The sequence below is a fragment of the Shewanella sp. genome (assembly GCF_048265805.1).
GTDB lineage: Bacteria > Pseudomonadota > Gammaproteobacteria > Enterobacterales > Shewanellaceae > Shewanella.
In genome coordinates this window covers 246,331-260,062 of the sequence record NZ_JBLXAT010000001.1, presented here as the reverse complement: position 1 = coordinate 260,062, position 13,732 = coordinate 246,331, and the positions used below count along the sequence as shown (strand labels likewise).

At 49.5% G+C, this 13,732-nt stretch carries 10 protein-coding genes; 3 read left to right on the top strand and 7 right to left on the bottom strand.

Features of this window, described 5'->3' with window-relative positions; genetic code table 11:
- Positions 1-45: 45 nt before the first annotated feature.
- From ACN0TT_RS01140 to ACN0TT_RS01110, 7 genes are all read right to left on the bottom strand, one after another.
- Positions 46-1,476 carry an ATP-binding cassette domain-containing protein gene (locus tag ACN0TT_RS01140; protein WP_417760309.1) on the bottom strand — a complete coding sequence of 477 codons (1,431 nt, stop codon included), beginning with the start codon at positions 1,474-1,476 and terminating at the stop codon, positions 46-48.
- A gap of 294 nt (positions 1,477-1,770) precedes the next feature.
- The gene (locus ACN0TT_RS01135) at positions 1,771-2,472 is read right to left on the bottom strand and encodes a hypothetical protein (RefSeq protein ID WP_417760308.1); all 702 of its coding nucleotides are present in this window, start codon (positions 2,470-2,472) and stop codon (positions 1,771-1,773) included.
- Positions 2,473-2,584: 112 nt separating this feature from the next.
- Positions 2,585-4,555, bottom strand: a complete 1,971-nt coding sequence (locus tag ACN0TT_RS01130; RefSeq protein ID WP_417760307.1) for a M1 family metallopeptidase — start codon at positions 4,553-4,555, stop codon at positions 2,585-2,587.
- Positions 4,556-4,800: 245 nt separating this feature from the next.
- Positions 4,801-7,110 (bottom strand): FdhF/YdeP family oxidoreductase, encoded by a 2,310-nt coding sequence (locus ACN0TT_RS01125; protein ID WP_417760306.1) that lies wholly within the window; start codon positions 7,108-7,110, stop codon positions 4,801-4,803.
- Between the two features lie 295 nt (positions 7,111-7,405).
- Positions 7,406-9,460 (bottom strand): FUSC family protein, encoded by a 2,055-nt coding sequence (locus tag ACN0TT_RS01120; RefSeq protein ID WP_417760305.1) that lies wholly within the window; start codon positions 9,458-9,460, stop codon positions 7,406-7,408.
- 6 nt (positions 9,461-9,466) lie between these two features.
- Positions 9,467-10,327 (bottom strand): efflux RND transporter periplasmic adaptor subunit, encoded by an 861-nt coding sequence (locus tag ACN0TT_RS01115; RefSeq protein WP_417760304.1) that lies wholly within the window; start codon positions 10,325-10,327, stop codon positions 9,467-9,469.
- Between the two features lie 4 nt (positions 10,328-10,331).
- Positions 10,332-10,532 (bottom strand): DUF1656 domain-containing protein, encoded by a 201-nt coding sequence (locus ACN0TT_RS01110; protein ID WP_417760303.1) that lies wholly within the window; start codon positions 10,530-10,532, stop codon positions 10,332-10,334.
- Between the two features lie 368 nt (positions 10,533-10,900).
- On the opposite strand from ACN0TT_RS01110, the gene ACN0TT_RS01105 reads away from it, so the two are divergent.
- The 3 genes from ACN0TT_RS01105 (at position 10,901) to carA (ending at position 13,717) form a co-directional block, all read left to right on the top strand.
- Entirely contained in the window at positions 10,901-11,518 is a 618-nt protein-coding gene (locus ACN0TT_RS01105; protein ID WP_417760302.1) for an FKBP-type peptidyl-prolyl cis-trans isomerase, read from the top strand.
- 57 nt (positions 11,519-11,575) lie between these two features.
- Complete coding sequence (gene dapB / locus ACN0TT_RS01100) at positions 11,576-12,394, top strand: 4-hydroxy-tetrahydrodipicolinate reductase (protein WP_417760301.1); 819 nt, start codon at positions 11,576-11,578, stop codon at positions 12,392-12,394.
- A 153-nt stretch (positions 12,395-12,547) separates the two neighbouring features.
- Complete coding sequence (gene carA, locus ACN0TT_RS01095; RefSeq protein WP_417760300.1) at positions 12,548-13,717, top strand: glutamine-hydrolyzing carbamoyl-phosphate synthase small subunit; 1,170 nt, start codon at positions 12,548-12,550, stop codon at positions 13,715-13,717.
- Positions 13,718-13,732 lie beyond the last annotated feature (15 nt).

Genomic DNA, 13,732 nt, shown 5'->3' with positions numbered 1-13,732 from the left:
TAACATCGGCGGGAAAGCATCGTTTGGCGCAGCAGATTTTAGCGGTTAGTCATGACTCAACTGCAGTTTATGGCCGCCATTATCACTTGGGACGAAATCTGCGAAATGATGAATCGCATCAAGCGAGTCTTCGTGATGGTGGGTCACATACAACAACTGGGTGATATTACTGCTGGCAATACGGTTAAGCGCATGAAACACCAACTTGCGGTTGAGGTAATCTAGCCCTTGATAAGGCTCGTCCAAAATCAGCAACGCCGGTTGTTTGATGAGTGCACGCGCCACTAACAGTAAGCGTTGCTGGCCGTAATCGAGCGAACGAAAACCCGTTTTCTCAAACGCTTGCATCTCCAACATGGTGAGCCACGTTTTGGCTTGTTCGATTTGCGCTAATGATGGCTTTTGATACAGGCCAATTGAGTCAAAGAAGCCCGATAACAGCACTTCTAGCGCGCTGCAGTTCACTCGATATTGCAGATGCAGTGACGACGAGACCACACCAATATTTTTCTTGATGTCCCAAATGCTTTCGCCGCTGCCGCGTTTCACGCCAAGAATGGTGATGTTGTTGCTGTAGCACTGCGGATGATCGCCCAGAATCAAGCCGAGTAGGGTACTTTTACCCGCGCCATTGGGGCCGCGCAGTTGCCAATGCTCGCCAGCGCGAATGGTCCAATTCACATCCTCAAAAATGAGGGTGTCAGTGTAGGCCACCCGCACGTTGTGTAGTTCCACCCGCGGATCGGGATAGTCGCTATCGTTTTGCTGTTTGAGTAGCGCCAGTATTTGCTCGCTTTTCTCGGCGGATAATGCCTGCATCTGTGCCAGCAGCGGGTGGCTATGCCACTCATCACGCTGCATGGTTTGCGTCAGCTTTTGCTCGTCAAACAGCGCGATGTGACTGATAAATTCCGGCAGTTCATCTTCACGTGAGGTGAGAATGATGATTTGTGTGGTTGGCAGCAGCGATTGTAGCAACTCGGTCAGCGCGGCGCGGTGGGCCACATCTAAGCCAGCATAGGGCTCATCCAAAATCAGTAACTGCGGTTTACGAGCCAGCGCCCGTGCTAACATCAAGCGACGAGTTTCACCGGTGGACAACATGCGAAAACCGCGCTGTTGCAGACGCACTAAGTCGGTTTTTTCCAGTAAGTCATTGAGCGTTGTGTCATCAATGCCTTCGGCACGCAGCAGCGCAACGACGCTATCGCCCGCTTGAGCATCACTTTCATCATCTTCGATCTGCTCATCCAACAGTTGCTGCTGTTGATGCAGAGATACGCAGGCGACCTTATTCGGTAGCCCCTCTATATGTCCTTTGCGGGCAGTCAGTTCGCCGGTAAGAATGCCGACTAATAGCTCAGCCGCTTGGCCATGGCTGGCAAATACGCCCCAATGTTCATTAGGCTGGATATGCCAATCATCAATAAATAGGGCGGTAGAGGCGGTTTGGTATTTGAGGTTTTCAATATGCATTTGACGAACAACGGCTTACAACAAGGCAGGCGGTTAATACTGCAACAAACTATGTGCAATTGCTAGCAATGGATAACATGAGTCGGCCGCTTGTGGTTGGTTAATTTAATGTCTGTTGGCGATGCATGATTGGCCAAAATACTGACACGGTATCAAGACAATAAACGCTAGTGCTTGCTGTTAAGGTACTTATCGCCGCCGTTACCTATCCGCATAGTGATGACTTACCGACTATGCGTGCTCAGTGGCTAAGCGATTGCTCAGCTAACGACCGTAGCTGAGCAAGTTAGAGAATTAGTACTGTGGGCCTTTGATGGGGTGTAGGTCGTCATCGGTGCTAGCAATGCCATCGTTACCAACTCCAAGTAGTTGATAGCCATCTGTGTTGCGCTGATAAATGAAGTCACTTGTGGTATCGCTGTTTGAGCTATCAACATAAGATACCTGCGCTAGCGGAAAGGCGGCTTTAACGTCGTCCAGCGACTCAGGATATTGGCCTTGGCGATAATGGTATAACTCAATGAGTCGGGCTATTTCATCAATATCACCAGCGGGTGCTGCTGCGGGCGTTGGCTCCATCTTCACCACGGTTGGCTCATCGACTATGTCGGCATCGGCATCCTTCAATTGGTGGTACTGGATAAATACCATCACACACAGCAATACAAAATAGACAATGCCTAGTCCACCTACCAACGCTAACGTTTTACCATCTTTACGCTTGGTGGTTAGCCCCCACACTAATGCGATAATCGATAATGGCAGACCTAAGAATGGGAAAAAGCCGAGCCCGCCAATAACGTATTCGCCAACACCAATCGGACGTAACTGCCTCACATTGGCGGCTAGCGGTGCGGCCGCTTCTGCTGCGGCTTGTTGGCGTTGGGCTATTTCAGCGCAGAGGGTTTGATAGCGCTCAGGGTAGGCCTCTTTATCAATCGCATATTTTACCTGCTGCAATTCTTGGTCTGAGTAGCTGCTGTAATCTGGTGTCATGAGTTCACATAATTTAACGACTTAGCGCTTTATAGTTACTCATTGATATTAAAAGGTAAAGCCCCAGTCGTTGGGCTGGGGCTTTATCAAGGCGTTAATGCGGACGGCGCTGTTACTTCACCGTAAAGGTGTTGTTCGCGCGATTGGCATCAGGCAGCTTGTGAGCAGGGTCTAACGTTATCGATTGCAACGGTTTTGTTAGAGGCAAGACGATGCTTGGCGCGTTTTTGTTCATCCACACTTCAATTGGCAGGCGCATATCTTCGCTGGTGCCATCTTTGAACTGCAAACGTAACGTCGCTGGCATCACCAGTTTTTGCTCACTGGCGAAATGGATTTCAGTGCCTTTGATGCGCTTGTTATCCACATCGTTTACGCCAGTAATCGCCATATCTAACTGCCAGTTGTTGAGATACCAGCCGCGCCACCACCAACTGAGGTCTTCACCAGCAGCGCTTTCCATAAAGCGGAAAAAGTCCGATGGGGTAGGGTGTTTGTACGCCCAAGTTTTGATGTACGCCTTAAACGCAGGGTCAAAACGGTCTGGCCCTAAAATCTGTTCACGTAGCAGAATCAACCCCAGCGCGCCTTTAAAGTAACTGACGGAATGGCGGTACTTCTCTGCAACCGCTTCTGCGGGGGCCATCAAGCTTGGTGCTTCAGCATCGGCCAGCAGCGGTAGGATCTCATCGACGGGATTGCCACCCTTAGGCGCATATTCACTATCGCGCTTAGGTGCAAATTCACCCTGGTTAAATGCATCGGAGGCATACACATCGATAAAGGTGTTAAAACCTTCATCCATAAAGGCATGGCGTCGCTCATCAGAGCCGACAATCATTGGGAACCAGGTATGACCTAGTTCATGAGCGGTAATCCAAAAGAGCAGGTCGTCTTTGTCGTTCATGCCATCAAACACAATGCCGGGGTATTCCATACCTGCACCGTGACCACCTAAGTTAACCGCGGCAGGCCAAGGATAGGGATACCATTGGCTGAAGTGTTCAATCGAGCCTTTGACGTATTCAGTCGAACGATCCCATTTATTGCTACCCATAGACTCTGGCGGATACGCTGACATTGCCAGTGAGCTTTTGCCATCGGGCAGATTGATTCGCGCTGCGTCAATGATGAAATCCGGTGAGGCGGCAAACGCTACGTCGCGGGTATGCTCCATGCGGAAATGCCAGTCTTGAGTGCCTCGGCTGCCTTTAGCTACCGCGGCTTGTGCATCGGCAGCGGTGCGAATGTACACAGTTTTATCGCTTTCTTTCGCTTTGGCTAGGCGTTGCTGTTCGGTCTTGCTCAACACCGCTTTCGGGTTGATCAACTCACCAGAGCCGACCACGTAATAGTTGTCAGGTACGGTAACGGTGTAATCGATAGTGCCGTATTCCAAATAGAATTCTGAGCCAACATACGGGTTGTTGTGCCAGCCGTGTTGGTCGTCATACACCGCCATGCGTGGGTAGAACTGAGCCATCTCAAAAATCTTGCTATTTTGCGTTGGTGTTACTGCGGTACGACCACCCCAAGTGCCTGGAATTTGGTAGCTATAGCTGATTTTTAGCTGCAACTTGCCGCCTTTTGCCGCTAATGGCTGAGGCAGTGACACCCGCATACGAGTGTCATCAATCAAAATATCGGCAGGATAAGTTTTGCCGCGATAAAGCACTTCAACTGAGGCAATTTCATAGCCGTCAGTATATTTGCTGCGGTGCCATTCAGACGCAATGCTGGCACGGGAGTCTTTTTTGTAAATGTTTTGGTCAAGCTGCAACCAAAGTTGGTCCAGTTGATCTGGGCTGTTATTGGTGTAAGTGATGACTTCATTACCATGCAGCTGCTGCGTGTCGGTATCGATACGCGCTTGCAGGTTGTAATCCACTTTATTTTGCCAATACAGTTCACCCGGCTTGCCAGCACCATTGCGATATGCCGATACCGAGGTGGGCAAGCTTAATGGCGCGAACAATTCACGCGCATCGTAAGAAGAGGGGGCGGCGATGGTGCTAGCACTCATCAAGATGGTTGAGCTCACAGCCACAACGTGAACCACAGTTTTCGGCCAGTTGAATGACATATCACTTCCTTTTATTGTTTTTTTAGTTACTCGCGCTGAGGGCTAGTTTACTCGGGCGAGGTGACACAGCACCATACGATAACAATTGCTGTTTGACCAGACGAGTGTCATCAACGCTGACGTGGAATTTAGCCAAGGCTTAATTGTTACAAATGGTGTGATGGCCAATTAAAAAGGGCGTGTAGTGACTATCACACGCCCTTAATGGCTGCTGTTGGCACGAACAGGTTTGCCGCCCGTTGGCCTTAGCTCGCGCGAGTGCTGACTAATGGCGCGCTTTGGTTACTGCTATTCACCTTCACTAAAATCGATTTAGAGGTGGGTGTAAAGCTGCGATCACCATAGCTATCCAACGGAATGAGCGCGTTAGCTTCTGGGAAGTAAGCCGCTAAGTTGCCTTGGGCAATCTCGTGCGGTACGGCTTTAAAGCCGGTGATTTTACGTTCAACGCCATCGTGCCACAGTGAGGTAATATCCACTAAGTCACCAGTGTTAAGCCCCAATCGCTGCATGTCAGCTTCGTTGAAAAACACCACATTACGCTCGCCAAACACGCTGCGGTAACGGTCATCATAACCGTAGATGGTGGTGTTGTACTGATCGTGAGAACGCATGGTTTGCATTAGGAACGTGTGCTCATCAGCATTGGCGGTCACCGGCACAATCTGTGCTGGCAGCGCGTGACCAAAGAAACGTGCTTTGCCGTTGCTCGTGTTCCAAGAGCGCTCACCAGCGGAGTTACCCAAATAGAAGCCACCAGGGAGATCGAGGCGTTGGTTAAAATCTTCAAAACCTGGAATGGTCTGCTCGATAAGATCGCGAATACGATCGTAATTATCGACCATCGCTTGCCAATCTACCGGGTTACGCGCGCCTAATGTGGCAGCGGCAATACCCGCGATAATGGCAACTTCAGAACGCATCTGCTCTTCACGCATATCAACGCGGCCTGAAGATGCATGCACCATAGAGAAAGAATCTTCCACGGTAATTTTTTGTTCGCCAGCCGCTTGAATATCAATATCGGTACGGCCAAGACACGGCAGAATGATAGCGTCTTTCCCCGGATTGACGTGAGTGCGGTTCAGTTTAGTGGCGATATTCACGGTCAACTCAGCATTGCGCATGGTTGCCGCCACTTTGGCGGTATCCGGCGCTGCTGCGACCAAGTTACCACCAAGGCCGATAAATACTTTACTGTTACCCGCAGCTAATGCTTGCAGTGCTTCTACCACGTTGTGGCCCCGCTCTGCGGGTGGTGCAAAGCCAAACACTTTTTCAAAACGGCTGAGAAACGCAGCATTCGGTTTTTCGTTAATACCAACGGTACGGTCGCCTTGTACGTTGGAGTGACCGCGCACCGGACACAAACCAGCACCTTCTTTACCGATTTGCCCAAACAACAGTTGCAGGTTAACCAACTCTTGAATGGTGTTTACGGAGTGTTTGTGCTGGGTAATGCCCATTGCCCAAGTAACGATCACGCGCTCAGCGTTTTGGTAGATATCGGCAATGTTCTCGATACCGGCGCGAGACAGACCAGATTGCTCAGTGATGTCATCCCACTGCGTAGCATCTACTTGCGCTAAGTAGTCATCCATACCATCGGTATGTTCGGCGATAAACGCCATATCGAACACTGATTTGCCTTGTTGCTGCGCTATTTGGTGACGTTGGTACAAGGTTTTTACCACACCGCGGACCAAGGCCATATCACCGCCCAATTTAGGCAGGTAGTAATCGCTGGTGGTGGGGGTCGAATCGTTCTTTAACATCTCAAGTGGATGCTGTGGGTTGGTAAAACGTTCCAAACCACGCTCTTTTAAGTTGTTAAAGGCCACAATGCGTGCACCACGTTTGTAGGCCGAAGCGAGCGTTTCCAGCATACGTGGGTGGTTGGTGCCAGGGTTTTGTCCAAACAGGAAAATCGCGTCCGCTTTTTCAAAGTCTTCAATACGGACGGTACCTTTACCAATGCCGATGGCTTCAATCAATGCCACGCCACTTGCTTCATGGCACATGTTTGAACAATCTGGGAAGTTATTGGTACCAAAACGGCGCACAAACAGCTGATACATGAATGCAGCTTCGTTACTGGCGCGGCCAGAGGTGTAGAACTCGGCTTGGTTTGGATTTTCCAGCGCGTTCAAATGCTTGGCAATCTCGCTAAATGCATCGTCCCAACTGATCGGTTGGTAGTGGTCGCTGGCGGCGTCGTATTTCATCGGTTCGCTTAAGCGCCCCTGAAACTCCAACCAGTAGTCAGTTTGCTGATTGAGATAGCTCACGCTGTGTTCAGCAAAGAAATGGCGGTCAACACGTTTGCTGGTGGCTTCCCAGTTAACAGCTTTGGCGCCATTTTCACAAAAACGGAAGCGGCCAGGCACACCTTTTTCTCCCCATGCGCAACCGGGGCAATCAAAGCCATGGTCTTGGTTGGTGCGCAGCAAGTTGAGGATATTCTTGGCAACGTTGTTACTTTTCAGCAGATGTTCGGTGGTCGCTTTCAATGCGCCCCAGCCGCCTGCTGAACCATCATATTGTTTGATACTCATTACAGTTCTCCTGACGTGACCACGCCTCGGACTGTGAAGTCTAGCAATGATTACGCATAAAATGAGATTTGTGTCACATTGGGCGGTAATCTACGCCTTTGGTCACAAAATGGCAAGGATGCTGCAATAAATAAGCCTTTAAATACAATGGTTAACAAAATATCATTTAATGTTAACTGGATGTTTAACGATGGCTAATGGAAAGGCTGGGCGGTTGTAATACGGTATAAATAGTCATAGTGCACCCGTGTTTGGCTGAGTGATGCCTCAGCCAAACACGATGGGAATCACAGATTTAGAGGTTGCGAAATCCCTCAGCGGTGCGCTCAAAGGTCATGGCGATGCGTTCACACATGCCTTCAATGACATTGCGTTGCTGTTGCGGTAGCTCGGTTTGCTTAAGCGCTATCATCAAGGCATTACTGGCATTGGTAAATTGGCTAGAGATTTCACCGCGGCTGGCAGCAAAGTAGGCATTCGCGAGGGCATTTTGCCACTCGGTTAGCATTGGCAAAATCTCGGGTTCATTTAGCCCACGCAACAGCCGTTGTAGCCGCGCGGAAATATGCCCCAGATTGAGGCCAGTTAAACCGAGGTCGGTTAGGCGATGATCGTTAGCTGGCGTGGCTTGGTCGGCGTTGGTGAGTCGCAGTAAGCGATCACCCATGCGCGCGTTAAACCAATCTTCGGGATTATGATGTTTATGCAGTTGCCGTAAATCTTTGACGGTCGACTTAATCAAATAGGCTTGCATCATTGAGTTGCTCGGTCCGGTAATCATCCTAAATAGGCAGATAAGGATGGTCACCCCGACCACAATGGCCAGTGCGTTGCTGAGGGTATAATCAACAGAAAAGGCACGCGACATGTCGTTACCCGGTTGCACTAAAATCACAAACGGAATACATATCCCAAGGCCATAAGGCAGTGTCACTTGGTTGGCTAACGCAATAAGGCCGATGAAAAACGGTCCGGCCAGAATCATGACCAGCAACTCAAAATCACCGCTGCTTTGTGCCAGTAAATTAAGCGCAAAAAATATCGCGAGCGGCGTCGAAATCGCCACGCCGATCAGCAATCGTTTCAGCACAAACATCAAGATGGCCAGCGGTAACCGCGCCATCATCACCGAAAAAATTACCGGTAATAGCATGATCATCAGTGCCGATGACGAGCCAGTGCCAATCCAAATGCCGGCCCCAGCAAGAAACATCAAGGCGGTACGCAAGCCGGTGGTTAAGCCAACTAACGGATCACGATGCGGTTTCAATGCGGGGGCGTTCAACCGCGCGTTGTTGCTATTGAGCAACGCGTCGTAGGCTTTTAGCACCACCATCAGGTCTGAAATCAGCTCCGACGCGACGCGCAACAGACGCGATTCCAATGGACTTTGGCTAATAGTGTCGCTGCGCTGCTGCAAGAACTGGCTGCGCTGTGCTTTGGCGATTTGATAGCATTCATCAAAATGCTGCGATGCGGACATGCGGGAAAAATCACGGCTGAGCGATTCGAACATGCCATTGAGCGCCGAAGGAATTTGCTCGGGGTGGTTACGCTGCATACGGCCAAAGATTTGGATGACCGCCAGCAGGGACATTACCTTGTTACACAGCAAGTTTGCCGCACGGCTTTTGCCTGGCCCCAATGGGCCTTCGTAGACCACGGCGCTGGAGTCATCAGTGAGTGATGTCAGCGACGTCATGATGGTATCAATATGCTTATGACGTTGCTCATGTGAGCTGTTTTTGTCTAACTCGGCGGCAAGGTAATCTAAGGTTTGGTTAACCACACTACGCGCTTGTTGTTGCAGCACTTGCGCCACGCTTACTGGCCACAATAATTGGCTTACTAGCGCCGCACAGATTGAGCCCACCACGATTTCACTGATGCGAGCTTGTGCCACATTGAAGATAGTTTGGGAGCTGGCGTTGGCCGGACTCACCATCACCAATAATACAATGATCCCAGCGGTCAGCCCCGCCATGGCAAAGGCATAGATAAAGTTACTGGAACGCATCATGGCGGATGCGGTGGAGGTAATACCAAGCCACAACGCCAGCAAACCGATAGCAACCGCTGGATAACCGACAAAGAATTCGAGGATGCAGATGCCGACAGCGCCACCGACTAAGGTACCGAAGATCTGGCACAGCGATTTTTCGAGCACTAAACCACTTTCCGGACGGATCTGCAGAAACACCGCCGAAATCAGCGCCCAATAGGGACGATCAAGATTGAGGTACATCGCCACAAATAAACTCATCGCCATCGCAATAACGCCTTTAGTGGCAAAGATCACGCTGCGCTTATTCGGTGTTAGAAATACCGCTTGGACTGGAGACAGCTGCATTAGATGTTACTCTTGCAGGTGGATGGAGGCTGTCATCCCCGCACTGATGCTGACATTCTCCGGCAACGGATCAAGCGCAATATCTACCGGAATACGCTGAGCCAAACGCACCCAGTTGAAGGTTTGCTGTACTTGCGGCAATAACTGACCATTGCTTGAGGTATTAGTATCGGCAATGGCTTTGCCAATGCTAACGACATGACCACTCAAGGTTGGTTCATCGCTCATCAACGTGATTTTGGCTTGTTGCCCTATGTGGATCATCGGCAACTTGGTTTCTTCAAAGTAACCGGTGACATAAAACGAGCCTTGCTGTACCAGTGATAATACCGCAGTACCTTGATGGACGTAGTTACCTTGGCGCAATGTCAGATTGATAATGTTGCCACTTTCTGGAGCCACCACTTTAGCGCGTTCAAGGTTGATTTTGGCGGTGTTTAGTTCTGCTTCGATTTGCGCGACATCCGCCTTGGCTGATTCGGTATTAATGCGAGCAGTTTCTAAATCTTCATCACTAATTAACTCAGTTTTGGTGAGCTTCTTACGGCGTTCGTAGCGATGTTTGGCTAGCTCTAGGGCGATTTCGCGACTACGAAGCTGGGCTTGCAGTTCTGCTAGCGCCGCTTGGTAGCGCGTGTCGTCTACCGCAAACAGTAACTGCCCTTTCTCAACGTTAGCATTGTCTGCCACATTCAGTTGATTCACCCAGCCGGAAACGTCTGGTGCAATGGTGATAATGTTTGCGCGGACACGCCCATCGCGTGTCCACGGTGAATAGAGGTAATGATCCCATATCCAGCGACCACACAGTACGGCGACAACAACCACCATGAGGGTAATAGCAATGCGCGTAATTTGTCCTGTCATGAAATTATTTTCCTAAAAAATAAACGACTAAAGCTAAGTAACTAACGAATAGGCCAATTTCAAACCACGCGGGTTTCCAAATCTTCTGATAAAGGCCGCTGCGGTACAGCACTGAGCGGGTAGCAAATGACAACAGCAGTGCAATCGGGGCAAATAGCACCAACGGGCTAAACAGTAGTCCCCCAAAAGATATTTCTTCAAGCATAGGATGACTCACCCCTTTAGGGCGTGAAAAGTAGATGAATTTTAGCGTATTTTTGCCGGAGTGCCGCATTTGAGCAATCCTCGACAGCTACTGTCTCGGGAGCTAGAGAACTCAAAAACGAAATTGCCGCTACACGGTTGAAAGTGTGACGGGGCTCATGATCGACGGTCATAAGTGAAATCGCAAGTCGCTAAAAATCGTTAATAAATTGTGGCTGTCAATATCAGCTTACATTCGCAACTTAACAAGCCACGATTAAAGTGGCCAAGAATGACGTGACATGGATTGAAAAATTGCACCACATCGGGAGCACAATCATGCTACACTGCGCCGCTGAAATTAATCATAAAACCGAGAGTAAACCGATTATGTCTGAGAAGTTCACAACTGTTGAACAACAAGCCAGCTACGGTGTTGGTCGTCAACTCGGCGAACAACTGGCCGCGAATTCATTTGAAGGCTTGGATATTCCAGCTGTACAAGCGGGCTTAGCCGATGCATTTGCCGGCAATGAAAGCGCAGTATCTACGGAAGATTTGCACGTTGCATTTACTGAGATCAGCACTCGTATCAAGAAAGCACAAGAAGAAGCGGCTGAAGCTGCTGCTGCTGAAGGTACTGCATTCTTAGCTGAAAACGCTAAACGTGACGGCGTAGTTGTGACTGAGTCAGGCCTGCAATACGAAGTGATTAATGAAGGTTCAGGTGAAAAACCTACCTACAACTCTACAGTACGTACGCATTATCACGGTACTTTCATCGACGGTAACGTATTTGACAGCTCAGTGTCTCGTGGTGAACCTGTTGAGTTCCCAGTGTCTGGCGTTATCGCCGGTTGGACTGAAGCGCTGCAATTGATGCCAGTGGGAGCTAAATATCGTCTGTACGTGCCACATGAGTTGGCCTACGGTGAGCGAGGCGCTGGTGCAGCGATTCCTCCATACTCAGCGTTAGTATTTGAAGTTGAGTTGTTGGACATCATCTAATGACAAAATCGCTTGAGATTATCTCAGGCGATTTTTTTGCCTTGGAGGATAGTGAATATGAGTTCAAGCATTAGAGTTGCCGTTGCTGGCAGTGGCGGACGTATGGGCCGTACGCTGATCGAAGCAACCACTCAATTTGAGCATATCGCACTTGGTGCTGCTATTGAGCGCAGTGGTTCATCATTGGTGGGCGTTGACGCCGGTGAGCTGGCTGGCGTGGGTAAGTTGGACATCATAGTGACAGATAGCCTTGATGCTATTGTTGATGATTTCGACGTGCTTATTGATTTCACCAGCCCCGAAGGCACCTTACTCAATCTTGAATGGTGTCGCCGCCATGAAAAACCTATGGTGATTGGTACTACCGGCTTTAATTCATCACAGAAAGCGCAATTAGAAGCTTTTGCCGAAGAGCTGCCACTAGTGTTTGCGCCTAACATGTCAGTGGGCGTTAACTTAATGTGGAAACTGCTGGAAGTGGCTGCCGAAGTGATGGGTGATTACACCGATATCGAAATTATCGAAGGCCATCACCGCTTTAAGAAAGATGCACCGTCGGGCACCGCGCTTAAAATGGGCGAGGTAATTGCTGAGACTTTAGGTCGCGATCTTGAGCAAGTCGCCGTATATGGCCGTGAAGGCATTACTGGCGAACGTGATCGCAACACGATTGGTTTTGCCACGATTCGTGCTGGCGATTTGGTCGGTGAACACACCGCCATGTTTGCCGATATTGGTGAGCGTTTAGAGATAACCCATAAAGCATCGAGTCGTATGACCTTTGCCAATGGGGCGATGCGAGCCGCCAGTTGGTTGTACGATCAGAAACCCGGTATTTACGATATGCAGCAAGTACTTGGGTTAAAACCTTTATAGTTATTTAAAAACCGCCGTTGGCGGTTTTTTTATGAATGTTAGTCGCAAGGGCTAGACGAGGTGGGTTTGTGCTTGTATAATCCCATGAATTTGTCAAAATTTCGTAAATTGCGGAAAATAACTGTACAAATACTTTAAAAATATATAATTTCAATGACTTGGCTCTTTACGGAGGTCGCGTTGACTAAGTCTGCCTTACTTGTACTCGAAGATGGAACTGTCTTTAAAGGAACAGCAATTGGTGCTGATGGCATAGCTGTTGGGGAAGTCGTTTTTAATACTTCCATGACTGGCTATCAAGAAATTCTCACTGATCCTTCCTATTCTCGACAAATCGTTACCCTCACATACCCTCATATTGGCAACACTGGCACTAACAGTGAAGACACCGAATCTAGCGCAGTTCATGCTTGCGGCCTGATTATTCGTGACCTGCCTCTTGTCGCTAGCAACTTCCGCTCTGAGCAAACCCTAAGTGAATACCTCACTGCCAATAACGTTGTCGGCATCGCTGACATCGACACCCGTAAATTGACGCGTATTCTGCGCGAAAAAGGTGCGCAGGCAGGTTGTATTCTGGTGGGGGAAGACAATGTCGAGAAAGCCCTTGCGGAAGCCAAAGCTTTCCCTGGCTTAAAAGGCATGGACTTAGCGAAAGAAGTCACCACGGATAAAGCCTACCAATGGCGCTACGGCACTTGGAAATTAGTCGGTGGTTTGCCAGCTGAGACACCTGCTGAAGCATTAAAATACAAAGTCGTTGCCTACGACTACGGCGTGAAACGCAATATTCTGCGTATGCTGGTGGATCGCGGTTGTGATGTCACTGTGGTTCCCGCCCAAACGCCAGCGAGCGAAGTCTTGGCAATGAATCCTGATGGCATTTTCTTGTCAAATGGCCCAGGCGACCCAGAGCCATGTGACTATGCTATTGCGGCTATCCAACAATTTCTGACCACAGATATTCCGGTATTCGGTATCTGCTTGGGCCACCAATTGCTGGCACTGGCGACTGGCGCTAAAACGCTGAAAATGAAGTTTGGCCACCACGGTGCAAACCATCCAGTGAGTGATATCGCCAAAGGCAACGTGATGATTACCAGCCAAAACCACGGTTTTGCGGCGGATGAAGCAAGCTTGCCAGCCAACGTTAAAGTGACCCACAAATCGCTGTTTGACGGCTCGTTACAGGGCATTCACTTGACTGATAAGGCAGCGTTTAGCTTCCAAGGTCACCCAGAAGCCAGCCCAGGCCCGCACGATTGTGCACCACTGTTCGACCATTTTATCGAACTGATTGAAGCCAATCGTCAAAAGCAGTAATCGTCGGGAGAAATT

Coding starts and splice junctions, on each gene's coding strand:
- ACN0TT_RS01125 (WP_417760306.1), bottom strand. CDS start 7,110: ATGAGTATCAAACAATATGATGGTTCAGCAGGCGGCTGGGGCGCATTG.
- ACN0TT_RS01140 (WP_417760309.1), bottom strand. CDS start 1,476: ATGCATATTGAAAACCTCAAATACCAAACCGCCTCTACCGCCCTATTT.
- dapB (WP_417760301.1), top strand. CDS start 11,576: ATGAGTTCAAGCATTAGAGTTGCCGTTGCTGGCAGTGGCGGACGTATG.
- carA (WP_417760300.1), top strand. CDS start 12,548: ATGACTTGGCTCTTTACGGAGGTCGCGTTGACTAAGTCTGCCTTACTT.
- ACN0TT_RS01130 (WP_417760307.1), bottom strand. CDS start 4,555: ATGTCATTCAACTGGCCGAAAACTGTGGTTCACGTTGTGGCTGTGAGC.
- ACN0TT_RS01110 (WP_417760303.1), bottom strand. CDS start 10,532: ATGCTTGAAGAAATATCTTTTGGGGGACTACTGTTTAGCCCGTTGGTG.
- ACN0TT_RS01135 (WP_417760308.1), bottom strand. CDS start 2,472: ATGACACCAGATTACAGCAGCTACTCAGACCAAGAATTGCAGCAGGTA.
- ACN0TT_RS01115 (WP_417760304.1), bottom strand. CDS start 10,327: ATGACAGGACAAATTACGCGCATTGCTATTACCCTCATGGTGGTTGTT.
- ACN0TT_RS01120 (WP_417760305.1), bottom strand. CDS start 9,460: ATGCAGCTGTCTCCAGTCCAAGCGGTATTTCTAACACCGAATAAGCGC.
- ACN0TT_RS01105 (WP_417760302.1), top strand. CDS start 10,901: ATGTCTGAGAAGTTCACAACTGTTGAACAACAAGCCAGCTACGGTGTT.